At 69.7% G+C, this 22,627-nt stretch carries 22 protein-coding genes and 4 pseudogenes; 15 read left to right on the top strand and 11 right to left on the bottom strand.

Annotated elements, in window-relative coordinates; genetic code table 11:
• Nucleotides 1-103: 103 nt before the first annotated feature.
• The 5 genes from ABZ656_RS24595 to ABZ656_RS24575 all read left to right on the top strand — a co-directional run bounded on the left by ABZ656_RS24595 (nt 104) and on the right by ABZ656_RS24575 (nt 4,631).
• Nucleotides 104-871, top strand: a complete 768-nt coding sequence (locus tag ABZ656_RS24595; RefSeq protein WP_101400755.1) for an enoyl-CoA hydratase-related protein — start codon at nt 104-106, stop codon at nt 869-871.
• A 375-nt stretch (nt 872-1,246) separates the two neighbouring features.
• On the top strand, nt 1,247-1,750 hold the full coding sequence (locus ABZ656_RS24590) for an ATP-binding protein (protein WP_054234655.1): 504 nt from the start codon (nt 1,247-1,249) through the stop codon (nt 1,748-1,750).
• 206 nt (nt 1,751-1,956) lie between these two features.
• Entirely contained in the window at nt 1,957-2,742 is a 786-nt protein-coding gene (locus ABZ656_RS24585; protein ID WP_360270493.1) for a polysaccharide deacetylase family protein, read from the top strand.
• Nucleotides 2,742-3,932 carry a hypothetical protein gene (locus ABZ656_RS24580; RefSeq protein ID WP_101400757.1) on the top strand — a complete coding sequence of 397 codons (1,191 nt, stop codon included), beginning with the start codon at nt 2,742-2,744 and terminating at the stop codon, nt 3,930-3,932. The genes ABZ656_RS24585 and ABZ656_RS24580 overlap by 1 nt, the downstream gene beginning before the upstream one ends.
• A gap of 90 nt (nt 3,933-4,022) precedes the next feature.
• Nucleotides 4,023-4,631: an ADP-ribosyltransferase gene (locus ABZ656_RS24575; RefSeq protein WP_360270470.1), complete on the top strand. Its 609-nt coding sequence runs from the start codon at nt 4,023-4,025 to the stop codon at nt 4,629-4,631.
• A 3-nt stretch (nt 4,632-4,634) separates the two neighbouring features.
• Here ABZ656_RS24575 and ABZ656_RS24570 read toward each other — a convergent pair whose 3' ends face one another.
• A complete protein-coding gene (locus ABZ656_RS24570; protein ID WP_360270468.1) occupies nt 4,635-5,267 on the bottom strand; it encodes a GNAT family N-acetyltransferase in 633 nt (210 codons plus the stop codon).
• A gap of 49 nt (nt 5,268-5,316) precedes the next feature.
• On the opposite strand from ABZ656_RS24570, the gene ABZ656_RS24565 reads away from it, so the two are divergent.
• Together ABZ656_RS24565 and ABZ656_RS24560 are read left to right on the top strand one after the other, a co-directional pair.
• On the top strand, nt 5,317-6,231 hold the full coding sequence (locus ABZ656_RS24565; protein WP_101400759.1) for a MerR family transcriptional regulator: 915 nt from the start codon (nt 5,317-5,319) through the stop codon (nt 6,229-6,231).
• Nucleotides 6,232-6,279: 48 nt separating this feature from the next.
• The gene (locus ABZ656_RS24560) at nt 6,280-6,492 is read left to right on the top strand and encodes an EF-hand domain-containing protein (RefSeq protein ID WP_095852504.1); all 213 of its coding nucleotides are present in this window, start codon (nt 6,280-6,282) and stop codon (nt 6,490-6,492) included.
• Nucleotides 6,493-6,650: 158 nt separating this feature from the next.
• Here ABZ656_RS24560 and ABZ656_RS24555 read toward each other — a convergent pair whose 3' ends face one another.
• Nucleotides 6,651-7,007 (bottom strand): ATP-binding cassette domain-containing protein, encoded by a 357-nt coding sequence (locus tag ABZ656_RS24555; RefSeq protein WP_360270491.1) that lies wholly within the window; start codon nt 7,005-7,007, stop codon nt 6,651-6,653.
• 24 nt (nt 7,008-7,031) lie between these two features.
• Here ABZ656_RS24555 and ABZ656_RS24550 point away from each other — a divergent pair.
• Nucleotides 7,032-7,550: pseudogene (locus ABZ656_RS24550) on the top strand (FCD domain-containing protein); the annotation flags it as partial.
• An 85-nt stretch (nt 7,551-7,635) separates the two neighbouring features.
• Nucleotides 7,636-8,367, top strand: a complete 732-nt coding sequence (locus tag ABZ656_RS24545) for an NAD(P)-binding domain-containing protein (RefSeq protein ID WP_360270465.1) — start codon at nt 7,636-7,638, stop codon at nt 8,365-8,367.
• A gap of 2 nt (nt 8,368-8,369) precedes the next feature.
• On the opposite strand, the gene ABZ656_RS24540 is transcribed toward ABZ656_RS24545, so the two are convergent.
• The 4 genes from ABZ656_RS24540 to ABZ656_RS24525 form a co-directional block, all read right to left on the bottom strand.
• Nucleotides 8,370-8,915: an MOSC domain-containing protein gene (locus tag ABZ656_RS24540; RefSeq protein WP_101400761.1), complete on the bottom strand. Its 546-nt coding sequence runs from the start codon at nt 8,913-8,915 to the stop codon at nt 8,370-8,372.
• Nucleotides 8,916-9,040: 125 nt separating this feature from the next.
• Nucleotides 9,041-9,598, bottom strand: a complete 558-nt coding sequence (locus tag ABZ656_RS24535; RefSeq protein WP_101400762.1) for a glycoside hydrolase family 25 protein — start codon at nt 9,596-9,598, stop codon at nt 9,041-9,043.
• Between the two features lie 494 nt (nt 9,599-10,092).
• A complete protein-coding gene (locus ABZ656_RS24530; RefSeq protein ID WP_101400763.1) occupies nt 10,093-10,767 on the bottom strand; it encodes a response regulator transcription factor in 675 nt (224 codons plus the stop codon).
• Complete coding sequence (locus ABZ656_RS24525; protein WP_101400764.1) at nt 10,764-11,939, bottom strand: histidine kinase; 1,176 nt, start codon at nt 11,937-11,939, stop codon at nt 10,764-10,766. The genes ABZ656_RS24530 and ABZ656_RS24525 overlap by 4 nt, the downstream gene beginning before the upstream one ends.
• A gap of 343 nt (nt 11,940-12,282) precedes the next feature.
• On the opposite strand from ABZ656_RS24525, the gene ABZ656_RS24520 reads away from it, so the two are divergent.
• From ABZ656_RS24520 to ABZ656_RS24510, 3 genes and pseudogenes are all read left to right on the top strand, one after another.
• A complete protein-coding gene (locus tag ABZ656_RS24520) occupies nt 12,283-12,816 on the top strand; it encodes a hypothetical protein (RefSeq protein ID WP_360270462.1) in 534 nt (177 codons plus the stop codon).
• A gap of 710 nt (nt 12,817-13,526) precedes the next feature.
• Nucleotides 13,527-14,273: a BTAD domain-containing putative transcriptional regulator gene (locus ABZ656_RS24515; protein ID WP_180362070.1), complete on the top strand. Its 747-nt coding sequence runs from the start codon at nt 13,527-13,529 to the stop codon at nt 14,271-14,273.
• 16 nt (nt 14,274-14,289) lie between these two features.
• Nucleotides 14,290-14,895 (top strand): annotated as a pseudogene (locus tag ABZ656_RS24510) (response regulator transcription factor); the annotation flags it as partial.
• 53 nt (nt 14,896-14,948) lie between these two features.
• On the opposite strand, the gene ABZ656_RS24505 reads toward ABZ656_RS24510, so the two are convergent.
• From ABZ656_RS24505 to ABZ656_RS24490, 4 genes are all read right to left on the bottom strand, one after another.
• Entirely contained in the window at nt 14,949-16,082 is a 1,134-nt protein-coding gene (locus tag ABZ656_RS24505) for an Nramp family divalent metal transporter (protein ID WP_360270460.1), read from the bottom strand.
• Nucleotides 16,083-16,186: 104 nt separating this feature from the next.
• Nucleotides 16,187-16,456: an acyl carrier protein gene (locus tag ABZ656_RS24500; protein ID WP_360270458.1), complete on the bottom strand. Its 270-nt coding sequence runs from the start codon at nt 16,454-16,456 to the stop codon at nt 16,187-16,189.
• On the bottom strand, nt 16,453-17,385 hold the full coding sequence (locus tag ABZ656_RS24495; RefSeq protein WP_101400767.1) for an acyl-ACP desaturase: 933 nt from the start codon (nt 17,383-17,385) through the stop codon (nt 16,453-16,455). The genes ABZ656_RS24500 and ABZ656_RS24495 overlap by 4 nt, the downstream gene beginning before the upstream one ends.
• A gap of 29 nt (nt 17,386-17,414) precedes the next feature.
• Nucleotides 17,415-18,590 carry a beta-ketoacyl-[acyl-carrier-protein] synthase family protein gene (locus tag ABZ656_RS24490; protein ID WP_360270488.1) on the bottom strand — a complete coding sequence of 392 codons (1,176 nt, stop codon included), beginning with the start codon at nt 18,588-18,590 and terminating at the stop codon, nt 17,415-17,417.
• A 204-nt stretch (nt 18,591-18,794) separates the two neighbouring features.
• On the opposite strand from ABZ656_RS24490, the gene ABZ656_RS24485 reads away from it, so the two are divergent.
• The 3 genes and pseudogenes from ABZ656_RS24485 to ABZ656_RS24475 all read left to right on the top strand — a co-directional run.
• Nucleotides 18,795-20,594 carry a fatty acyl-AMP ligase gene (locus ABZ656_RS24485; RefSeq protein ID WP_101400768.1) on the top strand — a complete coding sequence of 600 codons (1,800 nt, stop codon included), beginning with the start codon at nt 18,795-18,797 and terminating at the stop codon, nt 20,592-20,594.
• Between the two features lie 31 nt (nt 20,595-20,625).
• Nucleotides 20,626-21,588, top strand: a complete 963-nt coding sequence (locus tag ABZ656_RS24480; protein WP_101400769.1) for a R2-like ligand-binding oxidase — start codon at nt 20,626-20,628, stop codon at nt 21,586-21,588.
• A pseudogene (locus tag ABZ656_RS24475) lies at nt 21,585-22,427 on the top strand (GMC family oxidoreductase N-terminal domain-containing protein); the annotation flags it as partial. The gene ABZ656_RS24480 and the pseudogene ABZ656_RS24475, both read left to right, overlap by 4 nt.
• Before the next feature lie 106 nt (nt 22,428-22,533).
• On the opposite strand, the pseudogene ABZ656_RS24470 reads toward ABZ656_RS24475, so the two are convergent.
• Nucleotides 22,534-22,627: pseudogene (locus ABZ656_RS24470) on the bottom strand (GNAT family N-acetyltransferase); the annotation flags it as partial.

Raw genomic sequence — 22,627 nt, 5'->3', positions numbered from 1 at the left:
CAGGTCACCTTGGTGACCGAGCACACCGGGCCCGTTGTCGTTGGTCCCCGTGCCGCACTTGCCCCGGGGGACAACCCCCCAGACCCCCCGATACGGTGCCCTCATGACTGTGCATCTCGAAGTGGCCGAAGGCGTCGGCACCCTCCGCCTGGACCGCCCGCCCATGAACGCGCTGGACGTCGCCACACAGGACCGGCTCAAGGAGCTCGCCGAGGAGGCCACACGCCGCGAGGACGTGCGCGCCGTGGTCGTCTACGGCGGCGAGAAGGTGTTCGCGGCGGGCGCGGACATCAAGGAGATGCAGGCCATGGACCATGCGGCGATGGTCGTGCGGTCCCGTGGCCTGCAGGACTCCTTCACCGCCGTGGCCCGCATCCCCAAGCCGGTCGTCGCCGCCGTCACCGGGTATGCGCTGGGCGGTGGCTGCGAGTTGGCGCTCTGCGCGGACTTCCGTATCGCCGCGGACAACGCCAAGCTCGGCCAGCCGGAGATCCTGCTGGGCCTGATCCCGGGCGCCGGCGGCACCCAGCGCCTGTCCCGCCTGATCGGCCCCTCCAAGGCGAAGGACCTCATCTTCACGGGGCGGATGGTGAAGGCCGACGAGGCGCTGTCGCTCGGTCTTGTGGACCGGGTCGTCCCGGCCGACGAGGTGTACGCCCAGGCACACACGTGGGCCGCGAAGCTGGCGCAGGGTCCCGCGCTCGCGCTGCGCGCCGCCAAGGAGTCCGTCGACGTGGGCCTGGAGACCGATCTCGATACGGGGCTCGCGATTGAACGGAACTGGTTCGCGGGGCTGTTCGCGACCGAGGACCGCGAGCGCGGCATGCGCAGCTTCGTGGAGGAGGGGCCGGGGAAGGCGAAGTTCCTCTGATCCGCCGTTTCCGCCGCTTTCCCGGGGCGTCGATTCTCCGAATCACCGGTTCGCGAAATCACCGCCGGAGCCCCCGTGGTGCCGCGGAACCCACTCTCCAAGTTCCGCTGATCCACTTGCAGTTGACGCGACTTCTTATCCGGCGTCCCCCGAAGGGCTGGTTTATGCCAGCCTTAAGGGAACCTTAAGCTCGCCTTGTCGGGAGCGAATGGCGATTGCCGTCAACTAGGGCATTCCGGCAGGTCAGTTGGGCCTTGATGGGCCCTGAACTGCCGGGGGCATATGCCGATCGGATGTTGTGGAACGGGCGGTTCCGGGGGGCGTATTCCTCCGGAACGGCCCCGAAGCGGGCTCTGGGCGGCCATGATGGGGGGCATGGCGGGGCTGGAGGGTATCGAACAGCCGCGGCGGCACGGGAGTGCGACCGCGGCGCGCTGGTCGCCTGCGGTCGAGGACGAGCGGGCGCTCAAGGCACTCGAGTTGTTCGGCAATCCGACGGAGGGCGAGGTCCCGCTGCCGTCCCGCCCCGAGTCCGCCGCCACCGCGCGGCGGCTCACCCAGGTCATCGTCCTGCGTCACTGGGGGCTCTCCCCGAAGATGACCGAGGACGCCGTGTTACTGGTGTCCGAACTCGTCGGCAATGCCGTACGGCACACGGGCGCCCGCGTCTTCGGACTCCGGATGCGGCGCCGCCGGGGCTGGATCCGCGTCGAGGTCCGTGACCCCTCCCGCGGTCTTCCCTGTCTGATGCCGGTCCAGGAGATGGACCTGAGCGGCCGAGGTCTCTTTCTCGTCGACAAGCTCTCCGACCGCTGGGGAGTCGACCTCCTGCCCCGCGGCAAGACCACCTGGTTCGAGATGCGCGTCGCCGACCGCTGACCGCTCGCCCCCAGGGCCCGCACCGCGACCCGCACCCCCACCAATCGGACGAATCGCACGTTTTCTTACCATTACACCCTTAAATGGTGCGGGTGATCACGCCCGCTCGTCCCTCTCAGCCGTCCCCCGACGGAAGCCCCGACGGAAGCCCCGACGGAAGCCCCGGCGGTAACGTCGCGCGTGCGGCGCCGGATCGGCGTGCGGCGCTGCGGTCGGGTGTCGCGCTCGCCGCCGGGACACTTGCCTCGGGGTGTTCCGCGACCGGCGTCGTCGCACACCCGGTCGCCGCGTCCCGCACGTCCGTCCCTCCCTCCGCGAACCCGGCCGCGGCCTCCGCCGCGAACCCCTCCGCCAAGCCCGCCGCCGCGCCCGCGCCCCGCCGCTTCCCGCAGCAGCCCGCCGAGATCACCCACGGCCCCCGCGACCGTCCCCGGGTCGCTCTCACCTTCCACGGCCAGGGCGACCCGGCCGTCGCCAAGGCACTGCTCGGCGAGGCGGAGAAGGCCGGCGCCCGGGTCACCGTGCTCGCGGTGGGCAGTTGGCTCGACGAGCACCCCGGCATCGCCCGCCGCATCCTCGACGGCGGACACGACCTCGGCAACCACACCCTGCGCCACCTCGACATCAACGCGATGTCCGAGGCGGACGCGGAGGCCGAGATCCGGGGCTGCGCGGACCGGCTGCGACGGCTGACCGGGTCCATCGGCACCTGGTTCAGGCCCTCCCGCACCCCGAGCGCCTCCGCCCTCGTGGCGGGCGTGGCCCGCCGTGTGGGCTACCCGCACGTCCTCTCCTATGACGTCGACTCGCTCGACTACACCTCGCCGGGCGCCCCCGCCGTCACCCGCCAGGTCATCGGCGGGGTCCGCGACGGATCCGTGGTGAGCCTGCACTTCGGGTACGCGGACACGGTCGCCGCGCTCCCCGCCGTCCTGGAAGAACTCGGCCGCCGCGGTCTGCGCGCGGTCACCACCACGGAGCTGCTGAACTGATGCACCGCAACCGGAACCTCACGAAGCGCGCCCTGCTCGCGGGCGCGGTACTCGCCACACTCGCCGTACTTCCGGGCTGTGACAGCGAGTCCAAGAACACCGCGCACGAGGCCGTCGGCACCCAGGCCGCCGTCAAACCGGCCCAGCCGAAGCAGGTCGACGGCCTGCCCGGCATGCCGCCCGTGCTCGACCCGACGAACCTCTACGCCGCCGACCGGCCGAACAAGCTCTCGCCGGTCGTCAAGGACTTCCCGTCCCGCGTGTACGTCCCCAACACCAACTCCAACACGGTCTCCGTGATCGACCCGAAGACGTACGAGGTCATCGAGACGATCCGGGTCGGCACCCAGCCCCAGCACGTCGTCCCCTCCTGGGACATGAAGACGCTCTGGGTCAACAACGACCGGGGCAACACCCTCACCCCCATCGACCCGAGGACCGGCAAGGCGGGCAAGACCGTCGACGTGCACGACCCGTACAACCTGTACTTCACGCCCAACGGCAAGTACGCGATCGTCATGGCCTCCCTCGACCGCGAGCTGGTCTTCCGCGACGCGCACACCATGAAGAGCGTGAAGACCGAGCCGGTCACCTGTTACGGCGTCAACCACGCCGACTTCTCCCTCGACGGCCGCTACTTCATCGTCTCCTGCGAGTTCAGCGGCGAGCTGCTGAAGGTCGACACCGAGCGGATGAAGGTGGTCGCCCAGGAGAAGCTGCCCTTCCGCGGCGCGATGCCGCAGGATGTCAAGATCTCCCCCGACGGCAAGCGGTTCTACATCGCCGACATGGTGGCCAACGGCGTGTGGATCCTCGACGGGGACAAGTTCACGAGGCCGTCCTTCCTCCCGACCGGCAAGGGCTGCCACGGGCTGTACGTCAGCCGCGACTCGCGCGAGATGTACATCTCCAACCGGGGCGAGGGCACCATCTCCGTCTTCGACTTCACCCAGAACAGGCTGACCAAGAAGTGGCGTCTGCCGCACGGCGGCAGCCCCGACATGGGCGGCGTCTCGGCCGACGGCAAGGTCCTGTGGCTGTCGGGTCGCTACAACTCCGAGGTGTACGCCATCGACACCCGCACCGGCGCCCAACTGGCGCGCATCCCGGTCGGCAGCGGCCCCCACGGCCTGGCCGTCTACCCCCAGCCGGGCCGCTACTCGCTCGGCCACACCGGTATCTTCCGCTGATCCAGACATGGTTGACCCGGAGGCGGTGACACGCCGCCGTACGGGTGAAGATCCCCGGCCCGCCGCCGCAGAACCGAGATCGTGCTCCCCGTGATCACAACTCGCCTGCGGCGTCGGGCCGCCGCCGTCGTCGTCTCCCTCTCGGCCGTCTTCGCGACCTGCGCCGCGACGCTCCCCGCGACCCCGGCCGCCCCGCTCGCCAAGGCCTCCGCGCCCATCTGTCCCCGGTTCGACGACCCGGTCAAGGCCGCCGCCGACCACCGTGTGCAGGTCGAGCGCATCACCCCCGAGCCGGTCTGGCGCAAGACCTGCGGCACGCTGTACCGCAGCGACAGCCGCGGCCCCGCCACCGTCTTCGAGCAGGGCTTCCATCCCAAGGACGTCATCGACGGGCAGTACGACATCGAGCAGTACGTCCTGGTCAACCAGCCCTCGCCGTACGTGTCGACGACGTACGACCACGACCTGTACAAGACCTGGTACAAGTCGGGCTTCAACTACTACATCGACGCGCCCGGCGGCGTCGACGTCAACAAGACGATCGGTGACACCCACAAGTGGGCCGACCAGGTCGAGGTCGCCTTCCCCGGCGGTATCGCGCGCCAGTACATCATCGGCGTCTGCCCGGTCGACAAGAAGACCAAGACCGAGATCATGAGCGACTGCGAGAGCAACCCGTACTACGAGCCCTGGCACTGACGCCTACCCGGCGATGAGCAGCGCCTCCGAGCCCACGGGACGGTAACCGGCTGCCTGGAACGCCCGCATGCTGCGGGCGTTCCCCGGCGCGACCTGGGCCCACAGCGGCTCCGTGGCGAGCTGCCGGGCCGCCGTCACCAGGGCCCGGCCCAGCCCTCGGTGCCGTACTCCTTCGTCCACCTCGACGGAGACCTCCAGCCGTCCCGCTATCCCGCGCCCCATCACCAGCACACCGCCCTCCGTCGTGCACGCGCGCACGTCGGCACGGCGCCTACGGGCGTACACGATCCGCGGATGTTCGCCGTCCGTGATCTCCTTCAGCGGGAGCGGTGGCTCGCCCGGCAGGGGAGAGCCCACGAGCATCGCGTCGATCGTCTCGGACGTACGCCCCGTCCGATCGAGGAAGGCCGCCAGGAACCGTGGGTTCATCGGCGCGGCGAGGGCGTCGCACGGCACGGCGGCCAGCGTGTCGTGCACCCACCGCGGATCCTCGTCCGTGAAGACCACCGCGTGCGCGGTGAAGGCGAGCACACCCGCGTCCCGGTGGGAGGCCTGCGCCACGACGGTCGTACGACCGTCCGCCGGTGGGAAGACACCCCGTGCGGCCGCGTCGAGAATGTCCTGAAGAGTCTCCATCACCGCGCTCCTTGAGTCTCCACCCACTGGAAGGCCCAGACTCGCAGACATGATCGACGACGGCACCGGACTTCTCACCATCGGCGAGCTGGCCCGGGCCACCGGACTGACCGTGCGCACCATCCGCTACTGGTCGGACGAGGGCGCCCTGCCCCCGGTGGCCCGCTCCTCGGGCGGCTACCGGCTGTACGACGCCGCGTCCGTGGCCCGCCTCGAACTGATCCGCACCCTGCGCGAACTGGGCCTCGGTCTGGACGCCGTACGCCGGGTGCTGGCCGGCGAGACGACGGTCGCGGAGGTGGCCGCCGCTCATGTGACGGCGCTGGACGCGCAGATCAGGTCACTGAAGGTGACGAGGGCGGTGCTGTCGTCCGTGGCGCGACGCGGTTCGACCGCGGAGGAGATGACGCTCATGAACAAACTGGCACGGCTGTCGGCCGCCGAACGGAAACGGATCATGGAGGAGTTCGTGGAGGAGTTGTTCCACGGGCTCGACTCCGTGGATCCGGCCATCGAGGAGCGGATGCGCTCCATCGCGGTGGACCTGCCCGAGGAGCCGACCCCCGAGCAGGTGGACGCCTGGGTGGAGCTGGCGGAGATGGTCCAGGATCCGGAGTTCCGGGCGCAGATGCGCAAGGTGGTCGAGTTCAACGCGGCCGACCAGGACCACGCCGCGGCCGCCGGGCGATCCGTGTGGTTCCCCATGCGCATGCTCCAGCTGGGGACCGAGGCCCGCGCCCGGGGAATCTCCCCCGAGTCGCCCGAGGCGGAGGCGATCCTGCGGGAGGTACTGGGGGACGGCGACCTGGCCGCCGTACTCGAACGCATGGAGTCGGCGTCCAACGAGCGGCTCGCCCGGTACCGGGAGTTGGTGTCCACGGTGAAGGGCGCGGGGACCCCGTCCGCGCACCGTGCGGAGTTCGGCTGGGTGGTCGCCGCACTGAGGGCCGGCGCAGGCCGTTAATCTGACCTCCGTCAACACAGCTGTAATGCACTACGAAGGGGCGGATCGGTGGCGGACATCGAGGAAGCACGCAAGCAGTTCGAGCGGATCGATACGGACGGTGACGGTTTCATCACCGCGGCCGAGTTCAAGAGCGCCCTCGCCCAGGGCGGCGACTGGAACGTCACCGACTCGGTGGCGGAGGCCATCATCGCCACCCGCGACCTCAACGGGGACAAGGTCCTCTCGTTCGACGAGTTCTGGACCCACCTGAACAAGTGACCCGGGCCCTGAACAGGTGACCCGGGCACAGGGGCGCCCGCCGAACATCCGGCGGGCGCCCCTTCGTCATGCCGGCCTTCGGATGCGTACGCTCCAGCGGCCGTCCCGCCGCTCCAGGGTCAGCGGCAGGTCGAAGCACTTGCCGACCTGATCGCCGGTCAGGACGGCCTCGACAGGTCCCCGGGCGAGTCCGCGGCCCTCCCGCAGGAGAAGCGCGTGCGTGGTGCCCGGGCGAGTCCGCGGCCCTCCCGCAGGAGAAGCGCGTGCGTGGTGCCCGGCGGCAGCTCCTCCAGGTAGTGGGTCACCAGGACCGTCGCCAGGAGCGGGTGTGCGCGGCGGAGGGTGTCCAGCGCGTCGAGCAGGTGCTCGCGGCCCGGCAGGTCCAGCCCCGTCGCCGGTTCGTCGAGGAGCAGCAGCCGGGGGTCGGGCGTCAGGGCCCGGGCGATCAGGGTGCGGCCGCGCTCCCCCTGGGAGAGCGTCGGCCGGCGTGCTTCGCGGCGGCCCGTGAGCCCCAGGGTCCGGACGAGCCGGTCGGCACGCTCGCCGGGGCGGGGCTGGTGCGGCCCGGGCAGGGCTCCGGTGTCTTCGTCATCGCGACCGAGCCCGTCGAGGACTGGCCCACCCGGCTGCGCCGCGCCGCGGTGACGGACGTCTACGAGGTGCGGATCCTGGTGGAGGTGCAGGCGGTCCGACTCGCCGCCGCCCGCCGCACACCGGAGGACGTCACCGCGCTGGACACCGCGCTGGCCGGTCGCCGCGCCGCGTCCGCCGGGGACGACGCGGCCTTCGTCGACGCCGACATCGCGCTGCACGCGGCCGTGGTCGCAGCCGCGCACAACCCCGTACTCGCCGACCTCTTCAGGGAGTTCGTGCCCGCACTGCGGGAGGGCCTGATCGAGATGCTGGATCTGGCGGGGATGCGGGAGCACGACCCCAACACGGGCGACGACGCCCACGCGGCGCTGGTACGGGCCGTCGCGGACGGGGACGCGGAGACGGCGGGGACGGTGCTCCGAGGGGAGCTGGAGGAGACGCTCGCCCTGTTGCGGCGGCCCTGAGAGGCCTGCTTGCGGTATTGGCCTGACGGCGCCCCGGGCCTCGGCGCGGGCGGCGGGCACCCGAATGCCGTACGTCCCGGAATAGGTGGGCTTGCACCGGGGTTGGCGATCTCCGTCAGTCCAGTGGCGTCAATCCCGGAAGGGCCTGTCCATCATGAAGATCGGCATCATCGGCGCGGGCAACATCGGCGGCAACCTCACCCGGCGGCTCACCGCCCTCGGACACGACGTCTCCGTCGCGAACTCCCGCGGTCCTGGGACCCTCACCGCGCTCGCCGAGGAGACCGGTGCGACCCCCGTCAAGGTCGAGGACGCGGCGCGCGGCGCCGAGGTCGTCGTCGTCACGGTTCCCCTGAAGGCGGTTCCGAACCTGCCGGACGGGCTCTTTGACCAAGCCGCGCAGGGCGTCGCCGTCATCGACACCGGCAACTACTACCCCCAGCAGCGCGACGGCAGGATCGCAGCGATCGAGGACGAGGGTCTGACCGAGAGCGGCTGGACGGCCCGGCAGATCGGCCACACCGTCGTCAAGGCGTTCAACGGCACGTACGCCCAGGACATCCTGGACCGGCACCGCCCGGCCGGCGCCCCCGACCGACTGGCACTGCCGGTGGCCGGTGACGACGAGGCCGCCAAGCGGGTCGTACGTGAGCTCATCGACGAACTCGGCTTCGACACGGTCGACACGGGCGGCCTCGACGACTCCTGGCGCCAGCAGCCCGGCACCCCGGTCTACGGCCTTCAGGAGGGCGTGGAGGAGGTCACCGAGGCCCTGGCCCAGGCGCCCCGGGAGCGCTCCGCGGACTTCCGCGCCTGACGTCACACGATCCGCAGCGGAAGGTGCGGCCCGACCGGCAACTCGACCTTGACAGGGTCCCCGGGCCGCACCACACCGCCTTCCCGCACGACGCTCATGACCCCCGACTTGTAGACGACGCCACCGCCGTCCTCGTCCCTCCCGACGACCTGCTTGAGCAGCCCCTTCCGGAAGTCGTCGATCTGCGAGCAGGGATTGCGCAGGCCGGTGATCTCCACGACGGCCGCGTCCCCGAGACGCAGCAGCGTGCCCACCGGCAGCCCCAGCAGATCGACACCCCGGGTGGTGACGTTCTCCCCGAGCTCCCCGGGAGCGACGGTGAAGCCGCTCTCGCGCAGCTCGTCGAACAGCTCCTCGTGCATGAGGTGCACCTGCCGCAGATTCACCTGCGACGGGTCCTTCGCCATCCGGAACCGGTGCTTCACGGTGGCACCCGCGTGCACATCACCCTCCACCCCGAGCCCGGCGAGCAGCGTGATGCTCTCCCGGTTCGGCTTGGTGAACGAATACGTCCCGTTACTGCTGACCGCGGTGACCGTCCCACCCATGTGCGAGAGCTCCCCTCTCTCCTGCGACTTCCGCCGAGCCGCAGGTCAGAGCCTACGCGTCAGGAGAGCTCATGGGGCAGCCGGATCTCTCCCACCCCGGCTTCCGGGCCGGATCCGGCGGCCCTTCAGCCCCCCGTCGCCCACTCCTTCAGCGCGGCCTTGCTGCCGAAGTTCGCGACGTCCCTGTCCAGGGGCTCGTCGGTGTACTGGTGGAATCGCCACGAGGCCTTGATGCGGGGCTTGCCCGCGGTCACGTAGTCGGCGATCCACAGGCCGTCTCCGGCGTACGAGGTGGTGTCGACGGTGAGCCAGTAGTTGCGGTTGGTGTAGAGGAGGACCCGGTGGTTCGGCCGAAGCTCCTTCACCATCCGGATGAAACGGTCCTTCTCGGCGTTGCTCGCGTGCGTGCCGTCACCGGTGGCCTCCCAGTCGACGGCGAGCAGGTCCCCGGCCTTCTCGGGAGCCTTGCCGACGAAGTACTCGGCCTGCGCGGTGATGTCGCCGGGCCACAGGAAGTGGTAGAACCCGACCACGCATCCGGCGTCCCGGGCCGTCTTCACCTGAGCGGTGAGTCTCGGATTGACGTACGTATGTCCCTCCGTCGCCTTGACGAAGACGAAGGAGAGACCGTCGGTGGAGAAAGAGGACGACTGATAGGCGCTTACGTCGATGCCGCGCAGCATGGGCGACTCCTCCGTGCGTGGGGGGATGTACACGTACCGTCCTGCCTGATACGTGCGGGGGGCCTACTTCTTTTCAAATTCCCCCACTTCCCCCACCACACCCTCGAACACCGGCCCGGACACGGAACCTCCGCCCCCGCCGCCGAGGGAACCCGCGGCCCGGCTCGGCACTCGATGATGTCGACCGCCGGCCCGCCCTGAGCCGTCTCCTTGTACGTGACGGACATGCCGGCTGTTTTTGATCATGGAATTGACCTGTGGATTTGACGCAGGTAGGCCCGGCTTGCGTCAGGCCGGGGACTCCTCGGGGCTTTTTTTGCCAGGGGGCCTACAAGCTGTCCGATGGTGTGTGACGCCTCCGTGGGAGCCGGATCTTTGGCTTCCGCGCGCGCATTCGGTCGTTTCGGTGTGCTCGGACGGCGCTTCGTCTTCCGGGCCACCTGCCGGACGGGACCCTGCGCCTGTTCTCGATGGCTGGGGGCTGATGACCGGGGTCATCCCGATGTGGGCCGCTCCGCGATGCCTCGGGAGTATGCGTAGCGGACCGCGGCGGCTCTGTCCCGGCTTCCGGTCTTGGCGAAGATGCGGTTGATGTGCGTTTTCACAGTGGCTTCTGTGACAAACAAGGTTTGCGCGATCTCCCGGTTGGTTTGCCCCTGCACGATCAGCCGCAGCACGTCGGTCTCGCGCGCGGTCAGGCCGTTGGGGTCCGGCGATACCAGTGGGACACCGGCGGCCGCGGCCAGCAGCCGGGTCTGCACGGCCGGGTCGAGGATGGCCTGGCCTGCGGCAGCGGCCGCCACGGCGCGGCCGATCTCGGCCTGGGTGGCGTCCTTGGTCAAAAAGCCCAGCGCCCCGGCTTGCAGGGCGTGAAGGATCGACGCGTCATCGTCGTAGGTGGTCAAGATGACTACCTGCACATCCGGATGGTCGGCGCGGATCGCCCTGGTGGCCTCGATTCCATCGCGGCGCGGCATGTGCAGATCCATCAACACCACCTGCGGCGCGTGCCGGGCAACCGCTTCGATCGCCGCGTCGCCGTCGCCGACCTGGGCCACCACCCGGATGCCGGGCAGCAAGCCGAGCAGGAGACCCAAACCCTCGCGGACAGCGGTCTGATCATCGACGATCACGATCCGGATCGGCGCCTCTGCGCTCTGGACACTCATGACGGAATCCTCGCCGTAAGCTGCCAGCCGCCGTCCAACGGGCCCGCGCTGAGCTGCCCGCCGGCCAGTTCGGCGCGCTCGCGCAACCCGGTCAGGCCGAAGCCGGCGCCGGTATCGGCCAGCGGCGCCGCCGCGTGGGATGCCGGATTGGTCACCGTGAGTCTCGTCTCGGTGTCTTGATATTCCAGGGTCATCGACACCGGCGCGTCCGGCGCGTGTTTACGGACGTTGGTCAACGCTTCCTGAGCCGTACGCAAAAGCGCCAGCCCGGCTTGCGCGGGCAGCGTCTTGACGTTGCCTGTGACCGCCAGGGTCGCGGCCGCGCCGTCGGCGTCCTGATAGTCCTCGGCCAACGTGGCCAGCAGTGCCGGTAGTTGCACAGCGTCCTCATGGTCCTCACGCAAGGCGTGGATGGCGCGCCTGGTCTCGATCAGCCCTTCACGCGCAAGACTGCTTGCCCGCCTGACGCAGGTGGATGCCGTCGCAAGATCCGGATGCTTCGGCAGACCATCACCGTCAAGCAGCGCCGACGCGGCCTGCAACTGCACTGATAACGAAGCCATCGAATGCGCGAGCACATCGTGGATCTCCCGGGCGATCCGCGCACGCTCGGCCAACGCAGCCACCCTTGACTCCTCTACGGACAACCTCGCAGTCTGCGCAAGCAACTGCTCGGCCTGTCGAGCGCGCGCGGAGTACTCGTCGCGGACAAGCCCAGCGAAGAAGAACCAGCAGTACAGCAACAGACTGACGGCGAGCTTGGCCGTGCTGCCGCCGACGGCAAGCTGCCCGCACGACGTGCCCAGGCAGGCGACCGCTGTGACACCGAGGGCCGCTGTCAGCTCCAGCAGGTAGCCGGCCATGAACCCGGCCAGGCAGCCGAACACCAGGCTGACGCCGTGGTGTTGCAGTGAGGCAAGCAGGCCGCCGCCCGCCGCCAGACCGCCGAGCGCCAGCGTCAGGACGCGTCGGTCGAGCAACTCGGCGAAGACGCACAACGCCCAGCACAGCGCGGCGACCGACAGCGCCAACGCGATGACGAGTCCACGGCCCTCGGCCGCGGGAGCCGGACGCCCGGTGAGGCTCTCCGCTATGACCAGGACGAGGCCGAGGGCGCGCACAGCCCGCAAGGGCCAGGCGAACCACGCGGGTCGTGGGGCTGAGGCGGACATTCAAGCTCCTTCGGGGTGCTGCGCTCTCTTTCCAGGGATCTTTCCATCACTTTGAAATCCAGTACGCCGCGCCGGAAATTTCAGCGGTAGTACCCAAGTGGCCGCAAACCCGGGGCAGTCCGGGGTCTCTGTTCGAAGTGGAGCGATTCACTGGGATTCCTCGGTGCGCGCGGCGTCGGTGCGCGGATTGACGGCCGGGTGGAGACCGGGTGGAGACCGGGTGGAACCGTCTGCCTCCACCCGGTCTCCACCCGGCGTCAATCCGCAGGCTGACGCATCGACGGCGCCGCGATTCCTAGCCTTGAGGATGTCGGAACCACCGGAGCGACACAAGGAGATGCTCATGGGCGCCAGCGTTTGGATCGTCAACCTCGCGGTGCTGATTGCGGTGCTCGAGGCCGACCTGGGTCATCGCAAGATCACCTGGTTCCGGATCGCCAGGCCGCTGCTGCTGTCCGCTGTGATCATTCCCGTGTACATCAAACACGCCTCGTCCAGTGGTTCCGGACTCGCCATCGAGGTGGCGGGCGCCGCGGTGGGCATCCTGTTCGGGCTCACGGCGGGCGTCGTGATGAAGGTGCACCGCAACCCGGCGACCGGGCGGGCGGTCTCCTTCGCCGGCATGGGCTACGCCGCCCTGTGGATCACGGCGATCGGCGCCCGGCTCTTCTTTGTCTACGGGGCGAACCACATCTTCGACCGGCAACTCGGCCACTGGCTCGTGAACCAGCACATCAGCTCCGACGCACTGACCGACGGCCTGATCTTCATGGCTGTGACGATGACCCTCTCGCGCACGGCGACTCTGGTCGGCAGGGCTGTGACGGCCAAACCGGCAGCCGTGGCGCCGGCCGGTTCGCTGGCAGCCGCAAGTTGACAACTGCCTGGCGAAGCAGCCCTGTTGGAACCGGTTCCGGCTCAGGCGACACATGCGGCAGATCTGAAGTCCCCGTCGGCCTTACTCGCTGACGGGGACTTCTCGTGCAGACCCCTCTCGTGATCGACGGTGTGGCGTGGGGAGCCGATGCCCCCCTGGCAGCGGGAATTGATCTTGGTGTCGCCTCGACCGGGCCTCGATCACGGCCGTAGGGCGACCCGCTGTGGAGGTCTCGTCACCGTGCGTCTCCCGATCGGGCATTCGGCTGCTGCCGAAGTGAGCAGTGCGCAACCTCGCAGATGCTCGTCCGTAGCCTGCGGCGCGGGCGTTCTGAGATCCTTACAGAGAAGTCAGATCCCTAATGCAGCTATATAACGGGGTTTAGGGGATCGAGTCAGGACGGGGAGCTCGATGAGGAACTGGAATATCGCCGTGACCGCGTTCAGCGCATTGTGCCTGTGCTTCGCGGCGTCGCTGGGTGCGCATCACGCGGGAACTCCTGATCAAGCAGCAGCTGCTGTTCAGTACACTCCGACCGGAGATTCAGGGTCCGCGGCAGTCGCTTTGTGCATAACGATAACGCCGGACGATCCGGGCTGGGACTGCACCACGTAACCCGCCGAAGGCGCGCCGCGGAATTCTATGATTCGCGGCGCGCCGGTGCGCGCCATCGGTAAACGAACGGAGTGGTCTGAGGGAAGGGGACGTTCATGGAATTGCGTATTCTTGGGCCGATCGAAGCCTGGCATTCCGGCGAAGAAATACGACTGGACGGGACCAAACAACGAACATTCTTGGCTTCATTGCTGCTCGGTCAGGGACGCATCGTTCATGACGTCCGGCTGGCCGAACACCTGTGGGGAACGAATCCGCCGTCCACGCTGGACGCCCAGCTCTACACGTACGCCTCGCGACTGCGTACCTATCTGGGTGGTCACGTGCGCGTGGTGCGCCGGGCCCCGGGGTATCTGCTGCACACCGACGGCGCGTGGATCGACATCGTCGAGTTCGAAAGGCAGCGCCGTCGGGCCGACGCGGCGCGGGACGAAGGTCACTACGCGGCGGCCGCTGCGGCCTACCGTGACGCGCTGGCGCTGTGGCGAGGGCCCGCGCTCGCCGGTGGCGCCGACCCGTTGATCAGCGCCGAGGCCGCCGCCTTGGAGGAGACGCGGCTGGCGGTGCTGGAACGGCGCATCGAGGCCGAGGTCGAACTGGGCCGCGCCGTCGAACTCCTGCCGGAGCTGCGCTCGCTGGTGTCCTGCCATCCCCTGCACGAAGGATTTCGAGCCTCGCTCATGACCGCCCTCTATGGGGCGAACCGTCAGTCGGAGGCCCTGCTCGAGTACGACAAGATGCGCCGCATCCTGCAAGAGGAGCTCGGTGTGTATCCGGGGCCGGGGCTCAGCAGGCTGTTTCAGGGGATTCTCGCCGGCGAACTGCCCGAGAAGGTCGCCTGAGGTGAGCCTTGCCGTGATGCTCGTCGACGATCACGCGATCGTCCGCGAGGGGTTCAAGCACGTACTGCAGGCGCAGGACGGCATCGACGTAGTGGTCGCGGCGGACCGCTCCCCGCAGACGCATCTGCTGGCCCGTCGGCACGAGCCGGACGTCATCCTCGTCGACACCCGCATGGACGCCGGCAGCGGCCAGGCCTTCCTGGACCGGCTTCAGACCTCGGTCCGCGCAGAGCGAACCAGGATCGCGTTGTTGACCGACACGGCCGACGACGCGGAGTTGTTCCGGGCGTTGCGCGCCGGGATCAGCGGAGTCCTGCTCAAGGACATGTCGGCGCCGGAGCTGGTCCACGCCGTCCGGTCGATCGCCCGCGGGCATGCGGTGATCGGCCCGGCGCTGACGCGTCGGCTCATCGACCGCTTCGAGATCTTCCTGCCGCCCGAGGACGCCTTCAGTTACACCGTCAGCGTGCTCACGGAGCGGGAGCGTGACGTGCTGACCGCCATCGGCAACGGCGGCTCCAATCAGCAGATCGCGCGTGATCTGCATCTGACGACCGCCACGGTGAAGTCGCATGTGTCCAATGTCCTGTCCAAGCTGGGCCTGCCCAGCCGCGTGCACGCGGCACTGCTCGCCTATCGCATCGGGTTGGTGCGCGGACACGGCGCCCCGGAACGTCACACGGCTTCCACGACGGTCCACACGTTCAACGTGACCAGTGCGCAGGACAGCGCCGTCGCCACCGCTGTCGTCCAGACGCCGGCCCGGCGTCCGCCCATCACGTCCTCGCGGCGCGCCAGCCAGATCAACGGCGCCAGGCCGAACGGGACGCCGAACGAGAGCACGATCTGAGACAACAGCAGCGCCCGGGTGGGACTGACCCCGGCACTCAGCAGAATCAGCGACGGCACGAGTGTCACCAGCCGACGTACCGTCACGGGAGGTGAACGCCGCAGGAAGCCGCGCATCACCTCCTGGCCCGCGTAGACGCCGACTCCGGTCGAGGCGAGTCCGGCCACGAGCAGCGCCAAGGCCACGATCAGCGCGGCCGCGGGGCTCTCCGCCGCCAGGATGTGATGCGTCTGCTCCATCGTCACCGAGGCACCGGCGCGTCCGTGCAGTACCCCGGCGAAGATGGCGAGCATCGCGAGGTTGACGATGCCGGCGACGGTCATCGCGGTCATCACGTTCAGCCGGTGCGCCCTGACCCCCGCGTCGACGTCGACGCGGGGCGTCTGCGCGGCCAACGCCGAGTGCAGATAGATCACATGCGGCATGATCGTCGCACCGACCAGGCCGGCCGTCAGAGCGGCGCCGTCGCCGGCGGGCAGCTGTGGAGCGAGTCCGGCCGCGATCCCGTGAACCGACGGACGCACGACGGCGACAACGGCGGCGAAGCAGACGAACACCGTCGTCAGCGCCGCGGCCATCACGCGTTCCACCCCGCGTCGGCCGCCTGGGGTCGCGGCCATGATCAGGAAGCCGACCGCGCCGGCGAGCAGCCCGCCGGCGAGCAGCGGCATACCGGTGAGAAGGCTCAGGGCGGTAGCCGTGCCGGCGATCTCGGCCAAGTCGGTGGCAGCGCACACCAATTCGGCCTGCAGCCACAGCGGCCGCACCGCGGCCGGCCGTAGCCGCTCCCGGCAGAGCTCGGCCAGACCCGCGCCGCTGACGGCCCCGACCTTGGCCGCAAGATACTGCACGAACGCCGCGGCGATGCTCGCGGTGAGCGCCGCCCACATCAGTGCGTATCCGGCCCCGGCCCCGGCAGCGGCGCTCGCCGCGAAGTTGCCCGGATCCACGTAGGCCATGCCGGCTACCGCGGCCGGGCCGACGATCGGCGCCACCCTCCCGACCGCGGGCTGCACGAGGCGTGCGGAGCGGCCGGGAGGGCGCGGCGGATTGAGTAGGCGAGTCACCTCGCTGCGGCGACCAGATCGATGATGTCGCCGACCGTGCGCAGGTCCTTGATCTTGTCGTCGGAGACAGACACCTGCAGCTCGTCCTGGATCGTCACGGCAAGCTCCATCATCGTCAGCGAGTCGATCCCCAAGTCCTCGACGAGTCCTCGCTCCGGCGTGAGCTCGGCCGCCGGGATCGCGGCGATCAACTCGAAGATCTCCGCCACCTTCGTCGTGGCCTCCTGCCTGGTCAGGGGCTTGGCCTGCTCGGCGGGCATGGTCATGATGTCCTCCTTGTGGTTGGGCCGGCGGCACGGTCCCTCGCGTTCGCCGCCTCGATCTGTTCGGTCTGCCGGGCAGCCGCCCGGTCCAACTCGGCCATGAACCCGCCGAGCTGCTCCTGTGCGGCGGCGGCCTGTGCGTCGAGACCGCCCGTGTCCAGGACTTTCAGGTACCGCAGCAACGGCGAGGCGACCTCGTCGTGGTGGGTACGCAGATTGAAGATCCCTGCTCTGGCCACGGTCAGGCTGCGCCGGGCGAAGCCGGGAATGCCGCGTCCTGGCATGGCGAATTCGCGCAGGATCCGTTCCACGGCGATCACCGTCGCCGACGGGTCGAGCTTCAGCGCGGTCTCCACCAGGGTGCGGTAGAACACCATGTGCAGGTTCTCGTCGACGGCGATCCGGGCCAGCAGCCGGTCGGCGACCGGATCGCCGCAGGCGCGGCCGGCGTTGCGGTGCGCGACGCGGGTGGCCAGCTCCTGGAAGGTGACGTAGACGACGGAGCTCAGCGGATCGTCGCCGCGGCCCGGGTAGCCGATCTCGACCGCGGCCATCCGGGTGCGCTCCAGGCCGATCGGATCAACGCCCCGGGTCACCAGCAGATAGTCGCGCAGCGCCTGCCCGTGCCTGCCTTCCTCCGCGGTCCATCGGTGCACCCAGGTGCCCCAAGGTCCATCGAGGCCGAACCGCTCGGCGATGATGTGGTGGTAGGAGGGCAGATTGTCCTCGGTCAGCAGATTGATCTCCAACGCCGCCTGCGCCTCGGGTGAAAGGCGCGACTGGCCCGGCTCCCATGGCTCGGCGTCGAAGTCACGCCCCGCGGACCAGGGCACGTATTCGTGGGGAAACCACTCTTTGGCGGTCGCCAGGTGGCGGTTGAGGTTCTGCTCGACCACCGGCTCGAGCTCGGCGAGCAAATCGAGTTCTGTCACGGGTGCTTCCCTTTTCGTTGTTCGCCGATTCACGGTTTGACGAAGGCGAGCACGACGTTGTGACCGCCGAACCCGAACGAATTGGACAGCGCGGCGTCGACCCGGGTGTGCAGCGCCGTGGTGACCACGTCGAGCTTGATCTGCGGGTCCTGACGGTGCAGGTTGCGGGTCGGCGGGAGCACGTCGTCGCGGACTGACAGCGCGGTGAAGACCGCCTCGACGGCGCCGGAGCCCCCGATCATGTGCCCGGTGCCCGCCTTGGTCGCGCTGACCAGGACATGGCCGCCAACTCCGTCCAGGAGCGCGCTCGCCTCGGCGGCGTCGCCGGCCGAGGTGCCGGTGGCATGCGCGTTGACGTGCACCACGTCGGCGGCGCGCAACCGCGCTGCTTCCATGGCGTCGCGCAGTGCCCTGATCTGACCGGCCGGGTCCGGCGCGGTCATGTCCCGCCCGTCGGAGGTGAGCCCGGCGCCGGCGAGCCGGGCGTGCACCCGTGCGCCGCGCGCCCGGGCGTGCTCCTCCGTCTCCAGCAGCATGGCACCGGCACCCTCCGCGAGTACGAAGCCGTCCCGATCGGAGTCGAACGGGCGCAAGGCGCCCTCCGGGTCGTCGATCCGCCGGGACAGGGCCCGCATCTGATCGAAGGCGGTCAGGCCGAGCCGGTGAATGAAGGCGTCGGACCCGCCGGCGAGCACCGCGTCGGCGCGGCCGGACCTGATCAGCGCGAGACCGGTGGCGATCGCCTCGGCACCGGAGGCGCACGCGCTCACCGGGGTGTGGACACCGGCGCGCGCGGTCAGCTCGATACCGATCGTCGCCGCCGCGCCGCTGGCCATCTGCATCGGCACGGAGAACGGGCTGACCGACTGCGGTCCGCGGCTGCTGATCACCGCGTCATGGCCGAGCACGGTCAGCGGTCCGCCGATTCCGGTGCCCATGACGACGGCGAGACGGAACGGATCGACCTGCGGGGACCCGGCGCTCGCCCACGCCTCGCGCGCGGCGATCAGCGCGAGCTGTTGGCTGCGGTCCAGTCTGCGGACCTTCACCCGTTCCAGGACCTCGGCGGGTTCCACCTTCACCCGGGCCGCAATCGGCACGGCCAGCTCCTGGGCCCACGGCTCAGCCAGCCGTGCGGCGCCGCACTCGCCGGCCAGCAGCGCCCGCCAAGTGCTGGGCACGTCGCCGCCGAGGGGAGTGGTCATGCCGAGACCGGTGATCACGACCTGCTGTTCTTCGCTCCTCGTCACGCGGCGACGGTAACGACGCGACGGTGCGGGCCGGCACCGGCGATCGGGCGGGATTCCCCCCTACCAAAGGAGGAGATCGAAGCCGCCAGGAGGCGGTTGTGACGGCGCCGCGAACACCAGGAGGCTGAGGACACATCTGGTGTCAAAGGAGCGCAGGGTATGCGATTGGAATCCGGGCGATGGCCGACCCTGGTCGACATGTGCGCGTCGAGAGCCGCCGAGGATCCCGATCGCGTGTACTTCACCTATCTTCCCGACGGGCGCACCGTCGGTGCGTCGCTGACCGCCGAGGCGGTGGACCGCGGCGCCAGGGCGCTGGCGGTGCTGCTGTTGCGGCATGCCGATCCCGGCGATCGGGTGCTGCTGGCCTATCCGGCCGGCCTCGAGTTCATCGTCGGATTCTTCGGCTGCCTGTACGCCGGCATGATCGCCGTACCGATACCGCCGGTCGAGATCGGCCGCACCGGACCGAAGACCGACAAGGTGGACGCGGTCTGCGGCAGCGCCGAGCCCAGGGTGTTCCTGACCACGCAGTCCGCGCTGACGCGGCTGGACGGGGGCCGGGCCGTCGCGTCGCTGGCCGACGTGGTCTGCCTCGCCTCGGACACGGTTCTCAGCGAAGGCGCACGGGAGCTGGCGGAAAAGTGGAGCCCTCCGGAGATCGAGCCGGGCTCGGTCGCGTATCTGCAGTACTCGTCCGGGTCGACGGGTGTTCCCAAGGGCGTGACCCTCACCCATCGCAACGTGTTGCACAACCTGGAACTCATCCGGGCCAACGCCTATCGAGGCGAGTTGCGCGACGGTGAACGCCCCGCGCCCAACGTGCTGTTCCTCCCCTTCTTTCATGACATGGGCCTGGTCAACGGAGTTCTGTCGCCGCTGTACCGCGATTACGAGGCCGTGCACATGTCGCCGATGGCCTTCGTGCAGCGTCCCGTCAGCTGGTTGCGCGCCGTTTCGGACCGGGGCAAGGCGGTGAGTGTCGCGCCGAACTTCGCCTACGAGCTCGCGGTGCGCCGGGTTCCCGAGGAGCAGGTCGCCGAACTCGACCTTTCCGGCTGGGAGTTGGCGGGCGTCGGCGCGGAGCCGGTGCGGCCGGAGACTCTCGAGGCGTTCAGCGCCAAATTCGCCGCCGCCGGATTCCGGAGCTCCGCGTTCTTTCCCTGCTACGGGTTGGCCGAGTCGACGGTGATGGTCAGCGGCGGTCCCGCACTGCGCGACCCGGTCATCGCCCGCTTCGACGCCGAGCGACTGGCGGCGGGCCGGGTGGTTCCGGTCGCCGGCGGCCGCGGCGTCGCCGGCGTCCAGGCGCTGGTGGGGTGCGGGCAGATTCAGGACACTCTGTGCCTGCGCATCGTCGCTCCGCTGACCCGCCGCGTGTGCGCCGCGGACGAGGTCGGTGAGATCTACATCGCCGGACCCAGCGTCAGCGGGGGCTACTGGAACGCGCCGCAGCAGACCGCCGAGACGTTCGGGATCGAACTGGCCGAAGCGCCCGGGCTCCGCTTCCTGGCCACCGGCGACCTCGGGTTCGTCCACGACGGCCAGGTGTTCGTCACCGGCCGGCGCAAGGACGCGATCATCCTCAACGGACTCAACTACTACCCGCACGACATCGAGGCCGCGGTACACGGAGCCCATCCGGCGTTGCGCGAGGACCGGTGCTGTGCCTTCTCGGTCGACGACGGCAGCCGGGAGCGGCTGGTCGTGCTGACGGAAGTGCAGCGCCGGCACCAGGTGGTGCGGGAGCCGCGGACCGCGCAGGACTCGGTGCGTCAGCCCGTGGACGCGGCCGAGGTCGAGACGGCGGTCGCCGCCGCCGTCGCGTCCGCGCAGGGAGTGCGCGTGGACGAGGTGGTGCTGCTGGCGGCCGGTTCCCTGCCCTACACCAGCAGCGCAAAGATCAAGCGCGCCGAATGCCGGAGTCGATATCTCGCCAAGCAGCTGGACCTCGTCTGAGCGAGGCCGGCGCCTCGGAAAGGAACGCATTATGACGAACGAAACCGACTCACCAGCCCGGCGCACTGGTTACGCATCGTTGAAGGCGGGCGGCATCGACTGGGACATGCTGCCGATGCGGCTGTTCGCGAAGGGCAACCGCAAGTTCTGGAATCCGGCGGACCTCGACTTCGCACGCGACGCCGAGGATTTCGCCGGACTGTCCCGGCAGGCCCAGGAGGCCGTGGCGGTCATGTGCGCCCAGTTCGTCGCGGGCGAGGAGGCGGTCACCCGGGACATCCAGCCGTTCATGTCCGCCGTCGCGTCCGAGGGACGGCTGGGTGACGAGATGTACCTGTCGCAGTTCTGCTTCGAGGAGGCCAAGCACGTCGAGGTCTTCCGCCGTTGGATGGACGCCGTGGGGCTGCGCGACGATCTCAACGAGCTGGTGACCGGCAACCCCGGCTACCAGGAGATCTTTGGCATCGCGCTGCCGGAGGCGCTGGAGAAGCTGCATCACGATCCGAGCCCGGCCAACCAGGTGCGGGCCTCGATCACGTACAACCACCTCGTCGAGGGCACGCTCGCGCTCACCGGCTACTACACCTGGAATCGGTTCTGCACCGGACTCGGGATCTTCCCGGGCATGCGCCGGATCGTGGAGCTGATCGGCGACGACGAGCGGCGGCACATGGCATGGGGCACCTACACCTGCCGCCGCCACGTCGCCGCCGATCCGGAGAACTGGAACGTCGCCCAGAGCACCATGCGGGAGCTGATACCGCATGCGCTGCGGCAGATCGACTTCGCCGCCAAGTCCTATCCTGCGGACCTGTTCGACATCGAGGTCAAGGAGATCCTGCTGTACGCGAGCAGCCGTCCGCGCCGACGGCTGCGGGCGATCTCGTCGGCGCTGAACGAGTCCGCGGGCGAGGTGGAGCGGGACGTGGTGGCAGAACGGCTCGAGGAAGAGTTCGCCGACGAGGACCGCCGCAAGGCGGGTACGCCGCGGTGAACGAGGCGTACGACTACATCGTCGTCGGCGCCGGGGCGGCGGGCGCGCCGCTGGCCGCCCGGCTCGGCGAGGACCCGGGCACGACCGTGCTGGTGCTCGAGGCAGGACCGGCCGACAACCTGCCCTCGATCGCGGTTCCTGCCCTGTTCCCCGGCTTGTTCGGCAGCGCCGTCGACTGGGCCGACGAGACCGTTGCGCAGCTGCGGCTGGCCGGACGGCGGGTGTACTGGCCGCACGGAAAGACCCTCGGCGGCTCGTCGTCGATCAACGCGATGATGTGGGTCCCCGGCCAGCGAGCCGACTACGACCGCTGGGGCGAACTCGCCGGCCCGCAGTGGTCCTACGCGGCCGTGCGCCCCGTGCTGTCCCGGATCGGCTGCGACGACGACGCCCCGATGCGCGTCGCGGCGCTGCCGGATCCGGCCCCGGTGACCTCGGCGTTCCTGGACGCCTGCGGCAAGGCCGGAATTCCGCTTGCCACTGACGAGATCGGCTCGGCGTACGACGGCGCCCGGCACACCCTGGTGACGCAGTACGGCGGGCGACGGCGCAGTACGGCGGACGGATATCTGCGGCCCGCGGCGCACCGGCCCAACCTCGTCGTGCGCCACGGAGCCGCCGTACAGCGGGTGGAGTTCGTCGACGGCCGGGCCGAGGGGGTCCGGTATTCCGTCGACGGCCGGTCGGTCAGGGTGACGGCCCGCCGCGAGGTGATTCTGTGCGCGGGCGCCGTCGATTCGCCGAGACTGCTGATGCTGTCCGGGATCGGGCCCGCCGATCGACTGCGCGACCATGGGATCGCGTTGGTCGCCGACGCGCCGGAGGTCGGGCGCAACCTGCGCGACCACCTGGCCGCGACGCTGCTGGTCGAGGCGGCGGAGCCCGGCCCCGATCCGCGCCGTGCTCCGGCGGCGTTCGCGCAGTTCCGCGCGGCCGGCCGCGGTCGTAGTCCCCGTACAGCTCGGCCTCGCTCTGGTAGCAGAGGTACTGCAGCTTGAGGATCTGCTCTGCGTCCTGCTCGGTCGCCGCCGAGATGGTC

The sequence above is a fragment of the Streptomyces sp. NPDC007095 genome (genome assembly GCF_040634475.1).
Lineage (GTDB): Bacteria > Actinomycetota > Actinomycetes > Streptomycetales > Streptomycetaceae > Streptomyces.
This window is presented reverse-complemented; position numbering and strand designations above follow the sequence as displayed.